The organism is Bordetella saccharivorans (assembly GCF_045862855.1).
In the GTDB taxonomy this organism is placed as follows: domain Bacteria; phylum Pseudomonadota; class Gammaproteobacteria; order Burkholderiales; family Burkholderiaceae_B; genus Bordetella_A; species Bordetella_A petrii_F.
Genome location: NZ_BAAFZO010000001.1, coordinates 897,300 through 917,159, shown reverse-complemented (window position 1 = coordinate 917,159; position 19,860 = coordinate 897,300). Strand labels below are relative to the sequence as shown.

The following is a 19,860-nucleotide window of genomic DNA, read 5'->3' as shown; positions in this document are numbered from 1 at the left end:
GTCATCCTCATAGCGACCTTCACCGCAACCATCGAAGCCCATGCCCCAGATTCTCCCGACCGCACAACGTGTACTTCAAGTGTTCGAGGTCTACGCCAGAGAGCGCCGGCCGCTGAGCAACTCGGAAATGGCCCGCCTGCTCGGCCTGGCGGACAGCAGCTGTTCCGACCTGTTGTACACCCTGCGGCAGGCGGGCTATCTGCTGCGCGCGCCCAAGACCCGCTTCTTCCATCCGACCGCGCGCCTGCTGGACGTGGCGAAGGGCATCGCGGCCGCCGACCCCATGCAGATCTTCGCGGCGGAAGCGCTGGAGATCCTCAGCCGGCAGTCGGGCGAGTCGTCCATGTGCGCGCACCTGGACGGCAACCGCGTGCAGATATTCGCCTGCCAGGAAAGCCCGCGGGCGCTGCGGTACGTGCTCAAGCCCGGCACGATGGTGGACCTGCACACCTCCGCACTGGGCAAGGCCCTGCTGGGCACCATGGACGCCAAGGCCCGCGATGCGCTGATCGAAACCCTGCCCATGGCCGCCGTCACCAGCAAGAGCATCGTGGACAAGGAGGCGTTCCGCAAGCAGATCATCGAAGGCCGCGAGAAAAAATACTATTTCACCAAGGACGAGGGCAACGAAGGCGTGTTCGCCATCGGCATCGCGGGATACGTCGGCGGCCAGCTGACCGCCATGTCGGTGGTGGGGCCTACTTCGCGCATGGAGAAGAACTTCGACGCCAATGTGGCGATCATGCTCAAGGCGCGCGCCGAGTTTTTCGAATCATAGGCAATGCAGGGGGAGACATGCCAGGACCATTGAACGGGCTGCGGATACTGGAACTGGCCGGGATCGGGCCGGGGCCGTTCTGCGCCATGATGCTCGCCGACCTGGGGGCCGAGGTCATCAGGATCGACCGCAAGGCCCCGGGTTTCCTGGGCGGGGGCGGCACCATCGTGGACCGGGGGCGGCGTTCCCTGGCGCTGGATATCAAGCAGCCCGGCGCGGCCGCCATCGTGCTGGATCTGGTGGAGTCGGCCGATGCGTTGATAGAAGGGTTTCGTCCCGGCGTCATGGAGCGCCTGGGGCTGGGGCCGGATATCTGCCTGGCGCGCAATCCCCGGCTGGTGTATGGCCGCATGACCGGTTGGGGGCAGACCGGCCCGCTGGCCCAGGCCGCGGGGCACGACCTGAACTACATCGCCATCACCGGCGCGCTGTGCGCCATGGGCCATGCCGACCGGCCGCCCACCCCGCCTCTGCACCTGCTGGGCGATATCGGCGGTGGCGGCATGATGCTGGCCCTGGGCATTGTCAGCGCGGTGTTCGAGGCGCGCCAGAGCGGCCAGGGCCAGGTGGTGGATGCCGCGATCTGCGATGGCGTGTCCACCCTGGCCACGGCCTACCATGGCATGCTGGCCAGCGGCAAATGGACGCTGGACCGGCAGGCGAACATGCTGGATGGCGGCGCGCCATTCTACGGGTGCTATGCCTGCGCCGACGGCAAGTTCATTTCCGTCGGGGCGATCGAGCCACAGTTCTACGCGTTGCTGCTGGAACGCTGCGGCCTGGATGACCCCGAGTTCCAGGCGCAATGGGACCGGGCCGCGTGGCCGGCGTTGCGCCAAAAGCTGGAACGACTGTTCGCGACCCGCACGCGCCAGCAATGGTGCGAACTGCTCGAAGGCACCGATGCCTGCTTCGCCCCGGTGCTGGATTTCGAAGAAGCGCGCGCCCACCCGCATCACCGGGCGCGCAACAGCTTCCAGGAAACCGACGGCATCGTCCATCCGGCGCCGGCGCCGCGCTTCAGCCGCACCCAGGGCGCGCCCGGGCCGGTCACCCGGGCGGGGCAGCACACCGATGCGCTGCTGGCCGAGCTGGGGCATTCGGCCGACGATATCGCCCGGCTCAGGCAGCAGGGCATCATCGCCTGATGGCGCCGCAACCGACGTTGCATTCAAGGAGACATCATGCAGGAACCCCGCCGGACATACCAGGCGATCCAGTTCGCGGTCGCCGATCACGTCGCTACGCTGACGCTGAACCGGCCCGAGCGGCGCAACGCGCTGGACCAGACCATGCGCGCCGAACTGGGCGAGGCCGTGGCCGCCGTGCGCCGCGACCGCGCGATCAAGGTGCTGATCCTGCAGGGGGCGGGCGGCGCCTTCTGCGCGGGTGGCGACATCAGCACCATGACCGCCGACACCGCCGCCGACGAGGCGCGCGACCGGATGCTGAACCTGCAGATCGTCATCGCCGACCTGCTCAACCTGGACCGGCCCATTATCGCCGTGGTGGACGGGCCGGCCTATGGCGCCGGCGTGGGGCTGGCACTGACCGCCGACCTGGTCCTGGCTTCGCCCCGTGCCCGCTTCTGCCTGTCGTTCCTGCGGCTGGGCGCCGTGCCGGACTGCGGCGTGTTCTATACGCTGCCCCGCATCGTCGGCCTGCAGCGGGCCAAGGAGCTGGCGTTTTCCACCCGCGAGTTCGGCGCCGAGGAGGCCCGCGACATGGGAGTGGTGTTCGAGGTCGTTCCCGAATCGCAGGTGCACTCGCGCGCCCAGGCGCTGGCCGCCAGCATGAGCAAACTGCCGCTGACCGCCCTGAGCCTGACCAAGCGGCTGTTCAACGCCTCGCTGAACAGCGACCTGAACACCATGCTGGACCTGGAGGCCGCCGGCCAGGGCATTGCACGTTCCACGGCCTTCCACCGGGAGGCCGCCGCCCGCTTCATCGACAAGCGCCCGCCGGTCTATCGCTGGGGCGCGGACGAAGAACAGGCCTAGGGTTCGATCGCCTGGCTGGCGTCCCGCATGCGCCGGCGCCCGGCGGGGCCGCCCGCGCAATGGCCGGCGATCTGGTCAAATAGCGGGCTATGTCCTTGCCGCCCCGCCCCCATTGCCCCATCGCCGGCCTGCGCCGGATCGCCGTGCGCGCCGCCGTCGCCGTGCGTGGCCAGCCCGGCTGCCGGACCACCGCGCCATGAGCGCCTACGACGTTGCCGTCATCGGCGCCGGCGCGGCCGGCATGATGTGCGCCGCCGTGGCCGGCCAGCGCGGCCTGCAGGTCGTGCTGGTCGACCACGCCGAGCGGCTGGCCGAGAAAATCCGCATTTCCGGCGGCGGCCGCTGCAATTTCACCAACATCGGCGCCGGGCCGGCCAACTTCCTGTCCGACAACCCGCATTTCTGCCGCTCGGCGCTGGCGGGCTATACGCCGCAGGATTTCCTGGCGCTGGTGCGGCGCCACCGCATCGCCTGGCACGAGAAGCATCGCGGCCAGCTGTTCTGCGACGACAGCAGCGAAGCCATCATCGAGATGCTGCGCGCCGAATGCCAGGCCGGCGGCGTACATTGGCGCATGCCGTGCCGCGTGGCGGAGATCGGCCGCGAGGAGGCGGGCTACGTGCTGCGCACCAGCCAGGGCGAGATTCGCGCCGCCAAGCTGGTCATGGCCACCGGCGGCATGGCGATCCCGCAACTGGGCGCCACCGATTTCGCCCTGAAGGTCGCGCGCCAGTTCGGCCTGAAGGTGATCGAGCCCCGGCCCGCCCTGGTTCCGCTGACGTTCGACCCGGCGCATTGGCGGCCCTACGCCGAACTCTCGGGCGTGGCGCTGGAAGTCTCGCTCAGCACCGGCGCCGGACGCGCGCGCGGCGAGTTCCTGGAAGACTTGCTGTTCACGCATCGCGGGCTGTCCGGGCCGGCCATCCTGCAGATATCCAGTTACTGGCAGCCCGGCGAACCCATCGTGCTGGACCTGGCGCCCGGCCGCGACCTGGCGGCCGAGCTGATCGCCGCCAAGCCCGGCAGCCGCCAGCAATTGCACACGGTGCTGGCCGGGCTCTGGCCGCGGCGGCTGGCCGACCAATGGCTGCAGGCAGAGCAGGGCGGCAGCAGCAAGCTGGCCGCCGCCCGGCTGGCCGACACGCCCGACAAGGTCTTGCGCGCGCTGGCCGCCGATATCCACCAGTGGCGCCTGGTGCCCAGCGGCACGGCGGGCTACAAGAAGGCCGAGGTCATGCGGGGCGGGGTCGATACCCGCGGCCTGGACCAGAAATCCATGCAGGCGCGCGGCGTGCCCGGGCTTTACTTCATCGGCGAGGCGGTGGACGTTACCGGCTGGCTGGGCGGCTACAACTTCCAGTGGGCCTGGGCCTCGGGCGTGGCCTGCGGGCGCGCGCTGTGAACCGGCGCTAGCCGGCCCGCACGCGGTTCGACAGGCGGCCGACGCCCGCCACCTCGACTTCGACCACGTCGCCGTCCTGCATGAACAGGGGCGGGGTGCGTTTGAAGCCCACGCCGCCGGGTGTGCCCGTGACGATCACGTCGCCCGGTTCCAGCGTGGCGAAGCGCGAGATGTAGTGGATCAGCCGGGGAATGCCGAAGATCAGCTGCGCGGTGCTGGCATGTTGCATCACTTCGCCGTTCAGCCGCGTGGTCAGCGACAGGTCGGCGCCGTCCGGGACTTCGTCGCGGGTGGCCATCCACGGGCCGAACGCGCCGGTGGCGTCGAAGTTCTTGCCCGGCGTCCACTGGGTCGTATGCTGCTGCCAGTCGCGCACCGAGGCGTCGTTGTAGGGCGCGTAGCCGGCGATGTGCCCGTAGGCGCTGGCTTCGCTGATGCGGCGTCCCCGCTTGCCGATCACCACGGCGATTTCGCCTTCGTAGTCGAGCTTGTGCGATTCAGCGGGGCACAGGATGGCCTGCCCGTGCCCCACTTGCGAGCTTGCCACACGCAGGAACAGCGTCGGCTCGCCGGTGGGCGCGCGCCGGGTCTCGCGGCGATGCTCCTCGTAGTTCAAGCCTACGCACAGGATCTTGCCCGGGTCCGGGATCACGGGAAGCAGCTGTACGTCGTCCAGGCCGAAGTCGGCGGCGCGGCCCTGCGCGGTGCGCGCGATATCGGGCAATGCCTGGGCCTGCAGCGCGGCGCGCAGCGACGGGTAGCGGCCCTGTGTCAGCGACGGGCCGTCGATCACGCGGCCGTCTTCCGAAAGCAGGCCCCAGGATGCTTGGCCTTGCCGGTGGTAACTGAGCAGTTTCATGTCGATCTCCTTCGTTCTATCGTTAACAAGCGGGGGGGCCTTAGAATGGCGAACCGATGTTTGAACCGCTACGCCCATGAACATCACCATCAAGCAACTGCGCGCGTTCGTGAACGTGGCCAATGCGGGCAGCTTCACCGAGGCCGCCAAGCACATGCACGTGACGCAGTCGGCGCTGAGCCTGTTGCTGCGCGAGCTGGAAAGCGAACTGGGCTTCCGGCTGCTGGATCGCAACAGCCGCAATACCCACCTGTCGGTCACGGGCGCCGAGTTCTATCCGCTGGCCGTGAAGGTGCTCGACGACCTCGACAACGCCGTGCACAGCACGCTGCAGCTGCACGAGCGCCAGCGCGGCAGCGTGCGCGTGGCCTGTACGCTGCTCTACAGCCAGGCGCTCATGCCGGAAATCCTGGCCGCGTTCGGCCAGCGCTATCCCGGCATCAACGTGCGCATGCTGGACATGCCCAACGAGCAGGTCCTGGTGCGCGTGCTCAACGACGAGGCCGATTTCGGCATTGCGCCGCAGCGCCCCACGCCCGCCGGCATGCGGCAGGAACGGCTGTTCCAGGACCGCATCCAGCTCATCTGCCCGCGCACGCATCCGTTGGTGCGCAAGAAGAAGGTCACCTGGAAGCAGGTGCTCGAGTATCCGTTCATCAGCCTGCCGCTGGACTTCACCGTGCGTCTGCAGGCCGACCTGCGCGCCTGGTCCGATTCCCTGGTGCTCGAGCCGGCGCATTCGGTGTCTTACCTGACTACCGCCATCGGCATGGTGAAGTGGGGCCATGGGCTGACCGCGCTGCCGTCGTACTCGACGCCGTTGCTGTCGTCGTACGGCGTGACCGGCATCCCAGTTCAGGATCCGGTGATTCATCGCCAGGTGTCCGTCTTCACCAAGAAGGGCCGCAGCCTGTCGCCGGCCGCGCAAAGCCTGAAGGCGTTCCTGTCCCAGTTCATGGCCGACCGGGGGTAGGGTGGGTGGCCGCTTGCGGCGCACGCAAGCGCCGGCACACCGCCTCGCCGACTTCGGCCGTGCCGGCGGTGCCCCCCAGGTCGCGGGTGCGCGGGCCATCGGCCAGCACGGCCTCGACGGCCGACTGCACCGCCCGGGCCGCTTCGCGATGGCCCAGGTGGGACAGCATCATGGCACCCGACCAGATCTGGGCGATGGGGTTGGCCACGCCCTTGCCGTAGATGTCCGGCGCCGATCCGTGCACCGGCTCGAACAGCGACGGGAAGCGGCCTTGCGGGTCGAGGTTGGCCGACGGCGCGATGCCGATCGTCCCCGCCGTGGCGGGCCCCAGGTCCGACAGGATGTCGCCGAACAGGTTCGACGCCACGATCACGTCGAAGCGGCCCGGGTCCAGCACCATCTTGATGGTGAGCGCGTCGATATGGAATTGTTCCGCCCGGATGTCGGGGTATTCCTGGGCGATGCGCTGGAAGCACTCGTCCCAGAACGGCATGGTGATGTTGATGCCGTTGGACTTGGTAGCCGAGGTCACGCTGGCGCGGCCCTGCGCGCGGGCGAACTCGAACGCGTGGCGCAGCACCCGGTCGACCCCCACGCGGGTGAAGGTGGCCTGCTGGCAGGCGATTTCCCGGTCGGTGCCGACGAACATGCGCCCGCCCACGCTGGAATACTCTCCCTCGGTGTTTTCGCGCACGACCCAATAGTCGATGTCGCCCGCGCCGCGGCCGGCCAGCGGGCAGGGCACTCCGGGCATCAGGCGCACCGGCCGCAGGTTCACGTACTGGTCGAACTCGCGGCGGAACTTCAGAACGGAATCCCAGAGCGAGATATGGTCGGGCACCGTGGCCGGCCAGCCGCAGGCGCCAAAGAACAGTGCGTCCACGCCGGCCAGGCGGTCTTTCCAGTCATCGGGCATCCAGGCGTTCCAGCGGGCATATTGATGGCAGCCCCAGTCGTGGTGCTCGAAGGCCAGCTCCAGCCCGAAGCGCTCGGCGGCCACCTGCAATACCCGCACGCCCTGCGGCATGACTTCCTGGCCGATGCCGTCGCCGGCGATGACCGCGATACGTTGACGTTTCACTACATGACTCCGAAGGCAGGATAAAGCAGTATTCAAGCCGCTACAGGTCGAGCACCAGGTTGTCGTCCAGGCTGCCCGAGCAGCAGATCATCATGCTGCGCCCGGCGGCCCGTTCGTCCGCGCTGAGCACCTGGTCGCGATGGTCGGGGCGGCCGGCCAGCACGGAGGTCTCGCAACTGCCGCATACTCCCTGGCCGCAGGAAAACACCGGATCCAGCCCGGCTTCCTGCAGCACCTGCAGGATCGTCTGGCCCGCCCGCACCGGCAGGCTGCGGCCGCTGCGGGCCAGCGTGACGGTGTAACCACCCGCCTGCGCGGGCGCCTGCCCGGCGGCGAAGCGCTCGTAGTGCACGCGTTCGGCCGGCAGCCGCGACGTGGCGGCCAGGAAGGCGTCCAGCATCGAGGCCGGCCCGCAGCAATAGACATGCGCATGCGACGGCAGGCCGGCGACCAGGCTGCCGATATCCAGCCGGTCGGCCGGCTCGGCCTGGTCGAAGTAGAAGCGCACCCGCTCGTCGCCGGCCAACTCGGTCGTGAAGGCCGCCGCGGCGGAAGCCCGGGCGCAGTAGTGCAGCGTCCAGTCCTTTCCCAGGTCGTTCAGGCGCCGGATCATGGCGCGTATCGGGGTGATCCCGATGCCGCCGGCAATGAATACCGACTGCCGCGCCTGCTCGACCAGCGCGAAGGCGTTCTGCGGCGCGCCGGCCTGCAGCACGTCGCCGACGCGGACGCGCTCGTGCAGGTAGCGCGAGCCGCCGCGGCTGCGCGGGTCGAGGTTCACCGCCACCACGTAGCGATGGCGCTCGCGTTGCGAATTCGTCAGCGAGTAGCTGCGCCGCATGCCGCCCGGCAGTGCCAGCGAGATATGCGCGCCGGCCGTGAACGGGGGCAGGGGGCGGTCATCGCTCGAGACGAATTCGTAAGCATGGATGCCACGTGCCTCTTCGGAAATGGAGCGAACCCGTAAGGAAAGCAGGGACTCGTTGCTCATGATGCGCGGGGAAATCGGGCGGTGGCGGGCGGGTCACTGGGCCTTGATGCCGGCCATGTGGGCGACCTTGCCCCACTTGTCGTACTGGGCGCGGAAGAAGCGCGCGAACGATTCCGGCGTGCCGCTGGCCACTTCGGCGCCCTGCGCGATCATGGCCTGCTGGAACCCGGGGGTCTGCATCGTTTCATCCAGCGCCTGGGACAGGCGCGCCACCACGTCGTCCGGCAGGCCCTTGGGGCCCAGCACCGCGAACCAGGTGCCCGCCTCGAAGCCGTCCACGCCGGCCTCCTGCATGGTCGGTACTGCCGGCATCAGGCGCGAACGATTGCCCAGCGTGATGGCCAGCGGTACCAGTGAACCGCTCTGCACGTGTGGCAAGGCCGACACCAATACGTCGAACATGACGTCGACCTGGCCGCTGATGACATCCACCAGGCCCGGCGCGCTGCCCTTGTACGGCACATGCACCATGTCGACTTTCGCGATCGACTTGAACAGTTCGCCCGCCAGGTGGGCCGCGCTGCCGTTGCCGAACGAGGCATAGGTCACCGTGCCCGGCTTGGCGCGCGCCGCCTCGATCAGGTCGTGCACGGTCTTGAAGCCGGTCTTGGGGTTGGCCACCAGCACCAGCGGCGATTCGGCCACCAGCTTGATCGGCGTGAACGAATCGATGGCGTCGTAAGGCAGCTTGGGATAGGCGTGGGGGGTGACGGTCAGCGGGCCGGCGGCGCTGAACAGCAGCATGTAGCCGTCGGCGGGCGCCTTGGCCACCACGTCCTGCCCGATCATGCCGCCCGCCCCGGCGCGGTTCTCGACCACGAATGGCTGGCCCAGCCGTTGCGCCAGCGCCTTGGCGACCAGGCGCGCGGTGCTATCGGTCGAGCCGCCCGCCGCGTACGGCACGATCAGTCGCACCGGCTTGGTCGGGTAGTCGGCCGCGGCCGCGCCACAGGCAAAGAACAGCAGCGAGGTCGCCGCGCACAGTTTGCGTAGGGATAGGGTCATGCTCTCTCCTTTGGTTGGTGGGCCCGCCTGTCTCGGCGGGTCTTGCCCACCGGGTATCAGGCCTTGGCAGCCTGGACCCGGCCTACTGGATCGCCGAAGCGTTCCTTCATGATGTCTTCGAAGGGCGTGCCCTCGCTGGCCACCCAGCTGCCCGAGCGCAGCCGGTAGCTGTCGTGGCGCCATGGCGCCTGCGGCGGGTTGCCATTGGCCAGCGCCTTGGCGCCGGCCAACACGGTGCGCCGGAAGCGCACGATCGCGGCATCGGTGGCGGTCAGGTGCTCGCGCGTGCGGTCGGCGATCGCGCCCTGGCTTTCCTGGATCATCGCGTCCTGCTCGGCCACCCCATGCACGCCCGTGAAGGTCTTGTGCTTCTGGTCCATGCGATTGAGCAGGTATTCGTTGGACTTGTTGCGCAGGGGCAGGTAGTCGGGCCCGACTTCGGCCACCACGCCGTGCCCGCCTTGCAGCTGCGCCCGTTCCTGTTCGGTCAGCGGGCGGTCGGGGTTCCACACATAGGTGTATATCCAGCATGCCGTATCGGTGATGGGCACGAAGGTGTAGCCGAAATAGTTCTCGCCGGGCAACGTCGACGGGGTCGTGCTGTGCGAGGGCAGGGCGAACTGCGCCATGCGCCAATATATGTTCTGGCCGCCCGCCTGCCGCGCGCCGCCCACCACGAAGCCCACGTCGTGGGCCTGGATCGAGAAGCGCGGCATGGGGTCGCGGCGTATCCACGCCAGGCGCTGTTCGTCGGCGGGCGCGTCGGGATTTTCGTTGGACGGCACCGACGGCGCCGGCATGTGCAGGAACGAGAAATGGGACGTGTCCAGCGCGCCTTCGATCGCCTGGGCCCAATTGCATTCCTGGCGCTTCTTGGTCACGAAGCGATGAGTGTCGGGCAGCTCGCCGAACTCCAGCCGGGGCACTTCCGGCAGTTCGCCGTCCCCGTCCTGCGGGCCCAGATGGGCCCACACGATGCCGCCATACTCGCGCGTGGGGTAGGCCTTGATAGCCATGTCGCGGTGATAATTGGAGTCGGGCGCCACATTCGGCAAGTCCATGGCCTTGCCGTCCACGCCGAACTTCCAGCCATGGAACACGCAGCGCAACCCGCAGTCTTCGTTGCGGCCGTAATACAGATCGGCGCCGCGATGCGGGCAGACCGGGTCGACCAGCCCCACGCGCCCTTGCGTATCGCGAAAAGCCAGCAGCTTCTCGCCCAGCACCTGCACGCGCAGCGGCGTACAGTCGGGTTCGGGCAACTCGGCCGACAGTGCCACCGGCTGCCAGAAGCACCGGAAATATTGCCCCATGGGCTGGTCCGCGTCGGTGCGGGTCAACAGTTCGTTATCAGCAGCGCTCAGCATGCTTGCATCCTTGCAGTAGCTTCTTGTGTCCCGGCGTGCGTCTCAGCGCGACCCGCCGATGCCATAGGGGGCGCCCCATTGCAGGGTGTCCGTGGTCGGCCCCGAGGGTTCGTACTCGCAGCCGACCCAGCGATCCCACCCCAATGCCTCCAGCTGTGCGAAGAACCAGGGGAAATGGATTTCTCCCGTGCCCGGTTCGTGCCGGCCCGGCACATTGCCGATCTGCACATGCCCCACGTGGGGGTAGGCGCGGCGCAGCGTATCAGTGAGATTGCCTTCTTCCATCTGCACGTGATAAGTGTCGAAGCACAGCTTCACATTGGGCTTGCCGATGGCCTCGATGCAGGCCAGGCCTTCGTCGATGCGGCTGTAGAAATAATCGGGAAAGCGCGCCCGGCAACAGGGTTCCAGGATCAAGGTCAGGCCCTCGCGGCCGGTGGCGTCGGCTGCGTAGGCGATGTTCTCCAGGAAAACGTCGCGGCATCGGGCCCGGTCGATGCCCGCGGGAATGTTCCCCGCCATGGCGTGCACCATGGGGCCGCCCACCTGCACGGCGTATTCCACCGCGTGGTCCACGCTGCGCCGGAAGTCGGCCTCGCGCCCCGGCAGCGCCGCGATGCCGCGCTCGCCGGCGGCCCAATCGCAGGGGGTAAGCACCTGCACCAGGGTCAAGCCATGCTCGCCCAGCAGCTCGGCGATCTGGCCGGCGGGGTACTCGTAGGGGAACGCCACCTCCACGCCCTTGAAGCCGGCACGCGCGGCGGCGCCGTAGCGCTGCGGCATGGGCAGTTCGGTGAACATCCAGCGCAGGTTGGGATCGAAACGCAACATGCAGTCTCCTTGGTGATATCTCGCGTCTGGTGCAGGGCCTGTCGCCCTGTCGTACGGCCGACAATCTACGGCCTGCATGGCGCGGGAACAATGCAAGTGACCCTATGGATGGATTAGGAAAGCTTATGGACGCGCCAGGCCGGCCCCGGCAGAATTGGCGCGGCGACCGACGGACGGCGCTCGCATGTGGCCGCCGTGCTGCTGGTGGCTCGGCGTACGATTGTTATATTGAATAAAAATGACTATCATTTGAATTATCTTTGCATGACTGAATCGAGCGCCTTCATGGTCCAGGCCCAACCTAGGTCCGCCGCCGTCTCGCCCCCTGCCACCGAACCCTGCCTGGGTGCGTGGCAGCGGGCCACGCTACGGGGCAATCGCGCGCTGGACCGCGCCGACATGGCCACGGCGCTGATGCAATATCGCGCCGCGCTGAGCTTGGCCGATATCTTGCCGGGCCGCGCCAGTGATGCGGATACCGCGATCGCCGCGCTGCTCGTGTCGCATCACAACCGGGCCGAATTGCACCAGCGCGCGGGCCTCGCCGGCGCGCACGTCTGCCGGGCACACGGGTTGCTGCATGAAATGGCTGTCGATACGGCGTTGGATGCTTGCTGGCGCGCGGCAGCGTGGCGCCACGGCCGTGTTACGTATGCCGAGTTGTTGCAGTTCTTGCGGCGGCATCCTGGCCACGACCGCGCCTGCCGCGCCGCCGCGCTGCCCTGGCGCGACGGCGCCGAACCCCGGCATTGAGCGCGCCGGCCTGCCGGCGCGATGAACCGCTTCCGCCACGGAAGCCCGAGAAGGAGTTTTGCATGGCCTATACCTTGCCCGATTTGCCATACGCCTACGATGCGCTGGAGCCGCACATCGATGCGCTGACGATGGAAATCCACTACACCAAGCATCACCAGACCTATATCAACAACCTCAACGCCGCGCTCGAAGGAGCGGGGCTGCCGGCCGACCAGCCCGTGGAACAGCTGGTGGGGCGCATCGACACCCTGCCCGAATCGGTGCGCACGGCCGTGCGCAACAACGGCGGCGGCCACGCCAACCACAGCCTGTTCTGGACCGTGATGTCGCCGCAGGGCGGCGGCCAGCCGCAAGGCCGGCTGGCCGCGGCCATCGATGCCGAGCTGGGCGGCATGGAGGCGTTTCGCGACGCCTTCACCAAAGCCGCGTTGACGCGCTTCGGCAGCGGCTGGGCCTGGCTCAGCGTCACGCCGGAAGGCAAGCTGACGGTCGAGAGTTCGGCCAATCAGGACAGTCCGCTGATGCACGGCAATACGCCTGTGCTGGGTCTGGACGTGTGGGAACACGCGTACTACCTGAAGTACCAGAATCGCCGCCCGGAATACATCGGCGCCTTTTTCAACGTGATCGACTGGAACGAAGTGGCGCGCCGCTACGAAGCCGCCAAGGCCTGAGGCCGCCCGCTCGCCGCCGTCCGCGAAGGCCCTGCATGAATACCTTCAGCCGTCACCGGGTCCGCCCGCAGGCCACCAGCATCAGCGTCTGGACGCTGGCCGTGCTGGTGGCCTGCCTGGGCGCGCATTCGCTCTGGCAGTACCTGGCCCCGCGCGCGCCGCATGTGGCGGACGCGCTGGCTGGCGGCCTGCTGGCCGCCGGCGCGACCGCGCTGGGGACGGTGCCGGTCATGTTCTCGCAGTCGCTGTCCGAGAAGGTGCAGGACACGATGTTCGGGTTCGGCGCAGGCGTGATGCTGGCGGCATGCGCTTTTTCCCTGGTCGCTCCCGGCATCGATGCCGCCGGCCAATTGGGCCATGGCCCATGGGGCGCCGGGCTGATCGTCGGCGGCGCCGTGCTGCTTGGCGCGGCGGTGCTGCTGGCCATGGACCGGCTGCTGCCTCATGAGCACTTCATCAAGGGCAAGGAAGGCATCGAGGTGCACCGCTTGCGGCGCACCTGGCTGTTCGTGTTCGCCATCGCGCTGCACAACCTGCCTGAAGGTCTGGCGATCGGCGTGGGCTACGTCGGCAATGACCCGGTGCGCGGCAGCGCCCTGGCAACCGGCATCGCCATCCAGGACGTGCCGGAAGGGCTGGTGGTGGCGCTGGCCTTGTTGTCGGCCGGCTATCGCCGCAGTTTCGCCGTGGCGCTCGGCATGCTGTCCGGGCTGGTCGAGCCGGCCGGCGCGGTGCTGGGCGCCGTGGTGGTGGGGTGGTCGGCCGCGCTGCTGCCCTGGGGCCTGGGGTTCGCCGCGGGCGCGATGTTGTTCGTCATCAGCCACGAGATCATCCCCGAGTCGCACCGCAAGGGGCATGAGGTCTATGCCACCTGCGGCTTGATGCTCGGCTTCGTGTTGATGATGCTGCTGGATACCGCGCTGGCGTAGCGGCGCTCGCGCTCAATCGGGATGCAGCAGGCTGGCCGGGAGGCCGTCGGGCTTGGGCTGCCCAATGGACTGCTCGATGGCCGGCAGGCTGTGGGCGATGCCCTTGTGGCAATCGATGCAGGTCTGGCCTTCGTCGAACCCCTGCTGGTGCATGCGCGCCGACCGGGGGCTCTGCCCGGCATAGTCGAAGTAGCTGTAGTCGTGGCAGTTGCGGCATTCCTGTGAGTTGTTGGCCTTCATGCGGCGCCATTCGTTCTGGGCCAGCTGCGCGCGCTTGGCCTCGAATTTCTCGCGCGTATCGATGGTGCCCAGGAAATGGTGCAGCAGCTCGTTGGACGCGTATATCTTGCGCACCATCTTCGGGCCCCATTCCTTGGGGACGTGGCAATCCGAGCACACCGCGCGCACCCCGGTGGGATTCGAGTAGTGGACGGTATTGCGGTATTCCTGGTAGACGTTATCGTTCATTTCATGGCACGAGATGCAGAAGCTCTCGGTGTTGGTCCATTCCATGACCGTGTTGAAGCCGCCCCAGAATACGATGCCCAGCACGAACGCCAGGCCCATCGAGCTGAACACGATGCCCCACGCCCGTCGCGGCAGGCCCTTTATCCAGTTGATCGGTTTCATGCTGCACGCTCTCTAGTTCAGGCTGGGGACGCGTTGGAAAATATTCTCCACCAGTGGCTTGGCATCGCTCTGGGTGACATGGCATTGCATGCAGAAATAGCGGCTGGGGCTGACCGACGACAGTTCGCGTCCGGCGGCGTCGCGAAAGTGCGTGATGGAGATCTTCGGCGAGTTGGTGGCCTGCGCGCGCCCCCAGGCGTGGCAGTCCAGGCACTTGTTGAACTTGAGCGTCACGGGGTAGTTGCTGCTGGCGTGCGGCACCAGGGGCGGCTGCTGGACGAAGTCGCGGGGCAGGGTGGCGCCCACGTCGAGCTCCTGCCGGTAGGTATTCGCATGATGCTCGGACTCCGCCACCGAGTTCTGGCGCAGGCTCTTGACCGTGGCCGCATCGTCGGCGGAAACCGGCGGGATGCCGATCAGCAGGCCCGCGAGCAGGCCGAGGGCGATCCTGTGGATGGCGCTTTTCATTGTTGACTCCTGTGGGAGAACCGGTGGCTCATGTGGAATACATCCTTGCTGCAGACGTCGACGCAGCGGCCGCACGTGGTGCAGTCGGGGGCGAGGATGACGGGGTGGTCCTGGCCGGCGGACTTGAGCGCCGGACGGATGACCTGGGGTTCGGGGCAGACGTTGTAGCAGTCCATGCAGTCGTCGCAGGCCGCGCGCCCGGCGGCATTGACCCGCAGCAGGGCGGTTTTCCCCAGCAGCCCGTAGAAGGCGCCGACCGGGCAGACATGCCCGCACCAGCCGCGCGGGGCGACCAGCAAGTCGTACAGGAACACGCCCAGCACCAGCGCCCAGACCGCTCCGAAGCCGAACACCAGCGCGCGATGGAACATCGACACCGGATTGACCCATTCCCAGGCGATGGTGCCGGTGGCCGTCGAGGCGACCAGGGTCGCCGCCAGCAACCACATGCGCAGGTGCTTGGGCGGCGTGCGGCCGCTGGCGCGGATCTTCAGCTTGCGGCGCAGCCACGCGGCCGTATCGGTGACGGCGTTCATGGGGCACACCCACGAACAGTACAGGCGCCCGCCGAACAGCAGGTAGAACCCCAGCACGATGGCGGCGCCGATGATGGCCGTGCGCCGCGGCAGATGCAGGGCGGCCAGGCTTTGCGCCAGTTGGTAGGGATCGGTCAGGGGCAGGAGGTCGAGCGTAAGGCTCGACGACAGGTTGCCTTTCACCGGCCACCATGGCTGGTCCAGGATGCCATGCTGCGCCAGCCATGCGGTCGCCGGCCCGATCAGGAACAGGGCCAGCAGCCCGGCCTGCGTGGCGCGCCGCAGCAGCAGCCAGCGGTTGGCGCGCAGCCAGCCCTTGCTGGCGGTGGCGGCCGCCGTGGGATTGCGTCCGGCGACGTTGGGACGCCTGGGCTTGGGAGGCACGTGGTTCATGGCTGGCTTCCGGAAGTAGCGGGCGCGGGATCATCCAGGCCGCGCACCGGCAATTGGACCTGTTCGCCGATCAGCGAGCCGCCGGCTTTTTCGGCCTCTTCCCAGCCCTTGCGATAGTGGCCCGCGGCCGAGCCCTGGGCGATCGCGTGCGGCAAGACCTTGATGGCCGCCGCGCCGGGCAGCACGCAGCTTTGCTCGCACTTGCCGCAGCCGGTGCACCGGTCGGAATGGACGGTGGGCAGCAGCATGGCATGGCGGTCGGAGCGCGGATTGTGATGCAGTTCCAGGGTGATGGCCTCGTCGATCAGCGGGCAGACGCGATAGCACACGTCGCAGCGCAGGCCGAGATAGTTCAGACAGGTTTCCTGGTCGATCAGCACCGCCAGCCCCATGCGGGCGTCCTCGATGTCGGTCAGGCCGTGGTCCAGGGCGCCGGTGGGGCAGGCGGGCACGCACGGGATGTCCTCGCACATTTCGCACGGCACCGCGCGCGCGTCGAAGTAAGGCGTGCCGGTGGGGACGGCGCGCCCCAGCGTCGCTAGCTTCAGGGTGTCATAGGGGCAGGCGCGCACGCACAGCCCGCAGCGTACGCAGGCCGCCAGGAAGTCGGCTTCCGGCAGAGCGCCGGGCGGGCGCAGGGCGGTGGCCGGCAGCGAGCCGGCTTGCCGTGCGTACAGGCCCAGGCCCAGGGTCACGGCGCAGGCGCCGCCGATGGCGGCAGCCGACTGCTGCAGGAACTGGCGGCGGCTGGCCGGGGAAGCGGAGGCTTGATCCGTCATGGCATGGTTCGCGGTGGCGTGGACCGGCTGCGCCGCGTCAGGCCTTGAGCACCTTGACCGCGCATTTCTTGAAGTCCGTTTCCTTCGAGAGCGGGCAGGTGGCGTCCAGCGTCAGCTTGTTGGTCAGGCGTCCTTCGTCGAAGAACGGCATGAACACCAGGCCTCGCGGCGGCTTGTTGCGCCCGCGCGTCTCGACGCTGGCCAGCACCTCGCCGCGCCGCGAGACGATCTTGCATTGCATGCCGCGTTGCAGGCCGCGGCTCTTGGCGTCGTCCGGGTGCATGAACAGCACCGCCTCGGGTGCGGCGCGGTGCAGCTCGGGCACGCGGCGGGTCATGGACCCGGTATGCCAGTGCTCGAGCACGCGCCCGGTACACAGCCAGAGGTTGTAATCCTGGTCGGGGCTCTCGGCCGGCGGCTGGTAGGGCAACGCGAAAATGTTGGCGCGGCCGTCCTTGTTGCCGTAGAACTTGATGTCCTCGCCGGCCTTGACGTACGGGTCGTAGCCTTCGCGGAAGCGCCACAGGGTTTCCTTGCCGTCGACCACGGGCCAGCGCAGGCCGCGCGCCCGGTGGTACAGGTCGAAGTCGGCCAGGTCGTGGGCGTGGCCGCGGCCGAACTTGGCGTATTCCTCGAAGAGGCCTTTCTGCACGTAGAACCCGAAGTGTTCGGACTCGTCGTTCATGTAGCCGTCGATGGCATGGGCGTTGACGCGCGGCACGTCATCCACGGGGTACCGGTCGGCCACGCCGTTGGCGAACAATACGTCGTAGAGCGTCTTGCCGCGGTACTCGGGCTTCTTGTCGAGCAGTTCGGCGGGCCAGACTTCTTCCATGGCGAAGCGCTTGGCGAATTCCAGGTATTGCCAGAGGTCGGAACGCGACTCGCCGGGCGCCTTGACCTGCTGGCGCCAGAACTGGGTGCGGCGCTCGGCATTGCCGTAGGCGCCTTCCTTCTCGACCCACATGGCGGTGGGCAGGATCAGGTCGGCCGACAGGGCGGATACGGTCGGATAGGGGTCGGATACCACGACGAAGGCGGCGGGATTGCGCCAGCCGGGGTAGATTTCGTCGTTGATGTTGGGCCCCGCCTGCATGTTGTTGGTGGTGGAGGTCCAGTAGCACTTGAGCTTGCCGTCCTTCAGGGCGCGGCTCTGCGCCACGGCGTGCAGGCCGACCTTGGGCGGGATGGTGCCTTCCGGCAGTTGCCACAGGTCCTCGGCCACCTTGCGATGCGCCGGGTTGCCGACCACCATGTCGGCCGGCAGGCGATGCGCGAAGGTGCCGACCTCGCGGGCGGTGCCGCAGGCCGAGGGCTGGCCGGTCAGCGAGAATGGGCCGCAGCCCGGCTGCGAGATCTTGCCGGTCAGCAGGTGCACGTTGTAGATCATGTTGTTGACCCACGTGCCGCGCGTGTGCTGGTTGAAGCCCATGGTCCAGAACGAGACCACCTTCTTGTCGGGGTCGGCATACAGTTCGGCCATGCGCTGCAGGTGCGCGGCCGGAACGCCGGAGAGCCTGGCCGTGTACTCGAGCGTGTAGGTCGAGACGAATGCCGCGAATTCCTCGAAGCTGCTGGCGGAGGCGCCGCCGGGGTCGCCCTTCGGCGCGCCGTCGGCGCCGGGATAGCCGTTGGCGCTGGCGCCCTGTTCGCGCGGATCGTTGGGGCGCAGGCCATAGCCGATGTCGGTGACGCCGGTCTTGAAGTTGACGTGCTGCTCGACGAACTGCTGGTTGACCTTGCCGTTCTGGATCAGGTAATTGCACAGGTAGTTCAGGATGGCCAGGTCGGTCTGCGGCGTGAAGATCATGCCGTTGTCGGCCAGCTCGAAGCTGCGGTGCTCGAAGGTGGACAGGGCGTGCACTTCGCAGCCGGGGTGCGTCAGGCGGCGGTCGGTGATGCGGCTCCACAGGATGGGATGCATTTCGGCCATGTTCGAGCCCCACAGCACGAAGGCATCGGCGTGTTCGATGTCGTCGTAGCAGCCCATCGGCTCGTCGATGCCGAAGGTGCGCATGAAGCCGACCACGGCGCTGGCCATGCAGTGGCGCGCGTTGGGGTCCAGGTTGTTGCTGCGGAAGCCCGCCTTGTACAGCTTGGAGGCGGCATAGCCTTCCCAGATGGTCCATTGGCCGGAGCCGAACATGGCGATGGATTCCGGGCCGCTGGTCCTGAGGGCCTCTTTCCATTTGCTGGCCATGATGTCGAAGGCCTCGTCCCAGCTGACCGGCGTGAATTCGCCGTCCTTGTCGTAGACCCCGCCTTTCTTGCGCAGCATGGGGCGGGTGAGACGGTCGGCGCCGTACATGATCTTCGACAGGAAGTAGCCCTTGATGCAGTTCAGGCCGCGATTCACCGGGGCTTCCGGATCGCCCTGGGTGGCCACCACGCGTCCGCCCTGGACGCCGACCAGGACCGAACAGCCCGTGCCGCAGAAGCGGCAGGGAGCCTTGTCCCAGCGCACCTGCAGCGGCGCGCCGCCGGCCTGCGCCATGGCCGCGCCAGGCAGGGCAATGCCTGCGGTGGCCGCTGCTGCGGCAACCGCGTTGGACTTGATGAATTCGCGTCTGTTCAATGACATGATGGAGCTCCCAGGGCCGGGGGTCGGTGGGGGGATGGAGGTTCGCCGGCGGGCGGCGCATCGTCTTCGCTGTATTCGTAGGCGAGCGTCGCCGACACGACGTGCGGAACCTTGTGGGCGGCGAGGATGGAGTCGGCGGTGCTGTAGCCGGGGCCGTCTTCCACGGTGATGATCAGCTTGCCGGTGGCGGGGTCGCGCGCGTGGACCTGCACGCCCGGGATGGCGCCCAGCGCGCTGGCGGCCGCATCCAGGTGGCGGGGTGGTACCCGCATGACGAGACTGGCGATTCTCATGCCGCCTCCAGTTCGATGGCGGCGGCCGGGCAACTGGCCAGGCATAGTCCGCACCCGGTGCACGCGGCTGGCTCGACGCGCGGGCGGGCCGGGCTGCCGGCTGGCCGGGCGAAGCGGATGGCGCCGGCCGCGCAGGCCTCGCCGCATACCCGGCATTCGACTGCGCGATGCGCCAGGCAGGCCGTGCCGGGCCGGGCGCGCCAGGCGAAGGCTTCGGAGGCCGCCCGGCCGGGCCGCAGCGCGCCGGGCCGGCAGCGTGCGGCGCACTCGCCGCAGAAGTCGCAGCCGCCGCGGGCCAGGTCGATGATGGGATAGCGTCCGCCGCCATGGCGCAGCAGGCCGCGCGGGCAGGCCCGGATGCAGTCGCCGCAGGCAGTGCAGTGATCCAGGAACTGGGCCTCGGGCATGGCCCACGGGGGGCGTGCCGGGGGCTTCGAGCCTGTCAGCAAGCGGCGCCGGGAGAAGTCCATGTAAGCAATTCCATAAAACCTGTAGGGGATTATGGTTATGGGCCCGCCAGCCTCTCCTTGACGA

The 19,860-nt window shown here is 68.1% G+C and carries 21 protein-coding genes; 8 read left to right on the top strand and 13 right to left on the bottom strand.

Annotated features, from left to right (window positions below):
- Window positions 1-40 precede the first annotated feature (40 nt).
- The 4 genes from ACKTT0_RS04400 to ACKTT0_RS04385 all read left to right on the top strand — a co-directional run bounded on the left by ACKTT0_RS04400 (window position 41) and on the right by ACKTT0_RS04385 (window position 4,180).
- Complete coding sequence (locus tag ACKTT0_RS04400; protein WP_028352721.1) at window positions 41-778, top strand: IclR family transcriptional regulator; 738 nt, start codon at window positions 41-43, stop codon at window positions 776-778.
- A 17-nt stretch (window positions 779-795) separates the two neighbouring features.
- Window positions 796-1,926, top strand: a complete 1,131-nt coding sequence (locus ACKTT0_RS04395) for a CaiB/BaiF CoA transferase family protein (RefSeq protein WP_407848444.1) — start codon at window positions 796-798, stop codon at window positions 1,924-1,926.
- Window positions 1,927-1,962: 36 nt separating this feature from the next.
- Window positions 1,963-2,778, top strand: coding sequence for an enoyl-CoA hydratase/isomerase family protein (locus tag ACKTT0_RS04390; RefSeq protein WP_407848442.1), 816 nt, complete (start codon window positions 1,963-1,965; stop codon window positions 2,776-2,778).
- 196 nt (window positions 2,779-2,974) lie between these two features.
- Window positions 2,975-4,180 (top strand): BaiN/RdsA family NAD(P)/FAD-dependent oxidoreductase, encoded by a 1,206-nt coding sequence (locus ACKTT0_RS04385; protein WP_407848440.1) that lies wholly within the window; start codon window positions 2,975-2,977, stop codon window positions 4,178-4,180.
- A 7-nt stretch (window positions 4,181-4,187) separates the two neighbouring features.
- Here the strand turns inward: ACKTT0_RS04385 and ACKTT0_RS04380 are convergent, their stop codons facing one another.
- Window positions 4,188-5,039 carry a fumarylacetoacetate hydrolase family protein gene (locus ACKTT0_RS04380; RefSeq protein ID WP_407848438.1) on the bottom strand — a complete coding sequence of 284 codons (852 nt, stop codon included), beginning with the start codon at window positions 5,037-5,039 and terminating at the stop codon, window positions 4,188-4,190.
- Between the two features lie 76 nt (window positions 5,040-5,115).
- Between ACKTT0_RS04380 and ACKTT0_RS04375 the strand changes: the two genes are divergently transcribed.
- Window positions 5,116-6,012 carry a LysR substrate-binding domain-containing protein gene (locus ACKTT0_RS04375; RefSeq protein WP_407848437.1) on the top strand — a complete coding sequence of 299 codons (897 nt, stop codon included), beginning with the start codon at window positions 5,116-5,118 and terminating at the stop codon, window positions 6,010-6,012.
- Here ACKTT0_RS04375 and ACKTT0_RS04370 read toward each other — a convergent pair.
- Genes ACKTT0_RS04370 through ACKTT0_RS04350 form a run of 5 tightly spaced genes read right to left on the bottom strand, consistent with a single transcriptional unit; the run spans window position 5,993 to window position 11,287 of the window.
- A complete protein-coding gene (locus ACKTT0_RS04370) occupies window positions 5,993-7,093 on the bottom strand; it encodes a tartrate dehydrogenase (RefSeq protein ID WP_407848435.1) in 1,101 nt (366 codons plus the stop codon). The two genes, ACKTT0_RS04375 and ACKTT0_RS04370, sit on opposite strands and share 20 nt — an antisense overlap.
- Before the next feature lie 40 nt (window positions 7,094-7,133).
- Window positions 7,134-8,084 carry a PDR/VanB family oxidoreductase gene (locus ACKTT0_RS04365; protein ID WP_407848434.1) on the bottom strand — a complete coding sequence of 317 codons (951 nt, stop codon included), beginning with the start codon at window positions 8,082-8,084 and terminating at the stop codon, window positions 7,134-7,136.
- 33 nt (window positions 8,085-8,117) lie between these two features.
- Entirely contained in the window at window positions 8,118-9,089 is a 972-nt protein-coding gene (locus ACKTT0_RS04360) for a Bug family tripartite tricarboxylate transporter substrate binding protein (protein WP_407848432.1), read from the bottom strand.
- A gap of 56 nt (window positions 9,090-9,145) precedes the next feature.
- Window positions 9,146-10,456, bottom strand: a complete 1,311-nt coding sequence (locus tag ACKTT0_RS04355; RefSeq protein ID WP_407848431.1) for a Rieske 2Fe-2S domain-containing protein — start codon at window positions 10,454-10,456, stop codon at window positions 9,146-9,148.
- 42 nt (window positions 10,457-10,498) lie between these two features.
- Window positions 10,499-11,287: a hydroxypyruvate isomerase family protein gene (locus ACKTT0_RS04350; protein WP_407848430.1), complete on the bottom strand. Its 789-nt coding sequence runs from the start codon at window positions 11,285-11,287 to the stop codon at window positions 10,499-10,501.
- A gap of 186 nt (window positions 11,288-11,473) precedes the next feature.
- Between ACKTT0_RS04350 and ACKTT0_RS04345 the strand changes: the two genes are divergently transcribed.
- From ACKTT0_RS04345 to ACKTT0_RS04335, 3 genes are all read left to right on the top strand, one after another.
- Window positions 11,474-12,040 carry a hypothetical protein gene (locus ACKTT0_RS04345; RefSeq protein ID WP_407848428.1) on the top strand — a complete coding sequence of 189 codons (567 nt, stop codon included), beginning with the start codon at window positions 11,474-11,476 and terminating at the stop codon, window positions 12,038-12,040.
- Window positions 12,041-12,102: 62 nt separating this feature from the next.
- Window positions 12,103-12,717 (top strand): superoxide dismutase, encoded by a 615-nt coding sequence (locus ACKTT0_RS04340; RefSeq protein WP_407848427.1) that lies wholly within the window; start codon window positions 12,103-12,105, stop codon window positions 12,715-12,717.
- 35 nt (window positions 12,718-12,752) lie between these two features.
- Window positions 12,753-13,646 carry a ZIP family metal transporter gene (locus ACKTT0_RS04335; protein ID WP_407848425.1) on the top strand — a complete coding sequence of 298 codons (894 nt, stop codon included), beginning with the start codon at window positions 12,753-12,755 and terminating at the stop codon, window positions 13,644-13,646.
- A 12-nt stretch (window positions 13,647-13,658) separates the two neighbouring features.
- Here ACKTT0_RS04335 and ACKTT0_RS04330 read toward each other — a convergent pair whose 3' ends face one another.
- The 7 genes from ACKTT0_RS04330 to napF are packed head-to-tail and all read right to left on the bottom strand — an operon-like array spanning window position 13,659 to window position 19,796.
- Window positions 13,659-14,276: a NapC/NirT family cytochrome c gene (locus ACKTT0_RS04330; protein ID WP_407848423.1), complete on the bottom strand. Its 618-nt coding sequence runs from the start codon at window positions 14,274-14,276 to the stop codon at window positions 13,659-13,661.
- 12 nt (window positions 14,277-14,288) lie between these two features.
- On the bottom strand, window positions 14,289-14,744 hold the full coding sequence (locus tag ACKTT0_RS04325; RefSeq protein ID WP_407848422.1) for a nitrate reductase cytochrome c-type subunit: 456 nt from the start codon (window positions 14,742-14,744) through the stop codon (window positions 14,289-14,291).
- Window positions 14,741-15,673, bottom strand: coding sequence for a quinol dehydrogenase ferredoxin subunit NapH (gene napH / locus ACKTT0_RS04320; protein WP_407848421.1), 933 nt, complete (start codon window positions 15,671-15,673; stop codon window positions 14,741-14,743). The genes ACKTT0_RS04325 and napH overlap by 4 nt, the downstream gene beginning before the upstream one ends.
- Window positions 15,670-16,452, bottom strand: coding sequence for a ferredoxin-type protein NapG (gene napG / locus ACKTT0_RS04315; protein WP_407848419.1), 783 nt, complete (start codon window positions 16,450-16,452; stop codon window positions 15,670-15,672). The genes napH and napG overlap by 4 nt, the downstream gene beginning before the upstream one ends.
- A gap of 37 nt (window positions 16,453-16,489) precedes the next feature.
- Window positions 16,490-19,033 (bottom strand): nitrate reductase catalytic subunit NapA, encoded by a 2,544-nt coding sequence (gene napA / locus ACKTT0_RS04310; RefSeq protein WP_407848418.1) that lies wholly within the window; start codon window positions 19,031-19,033, stop codon window positions 16,490-16,492.
- Window positions 19,024-19,326 (bottom strand): chaperone NapD, encoded by a 303-nt coding sequence (locus tag ACKTT0_RS04305; RefSeq protein WP_407848417.1) that lies wholly within the window; start codon window positions 19,324-19,326, stop codon window positions 19,024-19,026. The genes napA and ACKTT0_RS04305 overlap by 10 nt, the downstream gene beginning before the upstream one ends.
- Window positions 19,323-19,796 (bottom strand): ferredoxin-type protein NapF, encoded by a 474-nt coding sequence (napF, locus tag ACKTT0_RS04300; RefSeq protein WP_407848415.1) that lies wholly within the window; start codon window positions 19,794-19,796, stop codon window positions 19,323-19,325. The genes ACKTT0_RS04305 and napF overlap by 4 nt, the downstream gene beginning before the upstream one ends.
- Window positions 19,797-19,860: the final 64 nt, after the last annotated feature.

What these genes read in the sequence shown, in the direction of transcription:
- ACKTT0_RS04305 (WP_407848417.1), bottom strand. Translation starts at nt 19,326, where the DNA reads ATGAGAATCGCCAGTCTCGTCATGCGGGTACCACCCCGCCACCTGGAT.
- napH (WP_407848421.1), bottom strand. Translation starts at nt 15,673, where the DNA reads ATGAACCACGTGCCTCCCAAGCCCAGGCGTCCCAACGTCGCCGGACGC.
- ACKTT0_RS04395 (WP_407848444.1), top strand. Translation starts at nt 796, where the DNA reads ATGCCAGGACCATTGAACGGGCTGCGGATACTGGAACTGGCCGGGATC.
- ACKTT0_RS04400 (WP_028352721.1), top strand. Translation starts at nt 41, where the DNA reads ATGCCCCAGATTCTCCCGACCGCACAACGTGTACTTCAAGTGTTCGAG.
- ACKTT0_RS04390 (WP_407848442.1), top strand. Translation starts at nt 1,963, where the DNA reads ATGCAGGAACCCCGCCGGACATACCAGGCGATCCAGTTCGCGGTCGCC.
- napA (WP_407848418.1), bottom strand. Translation starts at nt 19,033, where the DNA reads ATGTCATTGAACAGACGCGAATTCATCAAGTCCAACGCGGTTGCCGCA.
- ACKTT0_RS04325 (WP_407848422.1), bottom strand. Translation starts at nt 14,744, where the DNA reads ATGAAAAGCGCCATCCACAGGATCGCCCTCGGCCTGCTCGCGGGCCTG.
- napG (WP_407848419.1), bottom strand. Translation starts at nt 16,452, where the DNA reads ATGACGGATCAAGCCTCCGCTTCCCCGGCCAGCCGCCGCCAGTTCCTG.
- ACKTT0_RS04365 (WP_407848434.1), bottom strand. Translation starts at nt 8,084, where the DNA reads ATGAGCAACGAGTCCCTGCTTTCCTTACGGGTTCGCTCCATTTCCGAA.
- ACKTT0_RS04330 (WP_407848423.1), bottom strand. Translation starts at nt 14,276, where the DNA reads ATGAAACCGATCAACTGGATAAAGGGCCTGCCGCGACGGGCGTGGGGC.
- ACKTT0_RS04380 (WP_407848438.1), bottom strand. Translation starts at nt 5,039, where the DNA reads ATGAAACTGCTCAGTTACCACCGGCAAGGCCAAGCATCCTGGGGCCTG.
- ACKTT0_RS04350 (WP_407848430.1), bottom strand. Translation starts at nt 11,287, where the DNA reads ATGTTGCGTTTCGATCCCAACCTGCGCTGGATGTTCACCGAACTGCCC.
- ACKTT0_RS04385 (WP_407848440.1), top strand. Translation starts at nt 2,975, where the DNA reads ATGAGCGCCTACGACGTTGCCGTCATCGGCGCCGGCGCGGCCGGCATG.
- ACKTT0_RS04355 (WP_407848431.1), bottom strand. Translation starts at nt 10,456, where the DNA reads ATGCTGAGCGCTGCTGATAACGAACTGTTGACCCGCACCGACGCGGAC.
- napF (WP_407848415.1), bottom strand. Translation starts at nt 19,796, where the DNA reads ATGGACTTCTCCCGGCGCCGCTTGCTGACAGGCTCGAAGCCCCCGGCA.
- ACKTT0_RS04340 (WP_407848427.1), top strand. Translation starts at nt 12,103, where the DNA reads ATGGCCTATACCTTGCCCGATTTGCCATACGCCTACGATGCGCTGGAG.
- ACKTT0_RS04360 (WP_407848432.1), bottom strand. Translation starts at nt 9,089, where the DNA reads ATGACCCTATCCCTACGCAAACTGTGCGCGGCGACCTCGCTGCTGTTC.
- ACKTT0_RS04335 (WP_407848425.1), top strand. Translation starts at nt 12,753, where the DNA reads ATGAATACCTTCAGCCGTCACCGGGTCCGCCCGCAGGCCACCAGCATC.
- ACKTT0_RS04375 (WP_407848437.1), top strand. Translation starts at nt 5,116, where the DNA reads ATGAACATCACCATCAAGCAACTGCGCGCGTTCGTGAACGTGGCCAAT.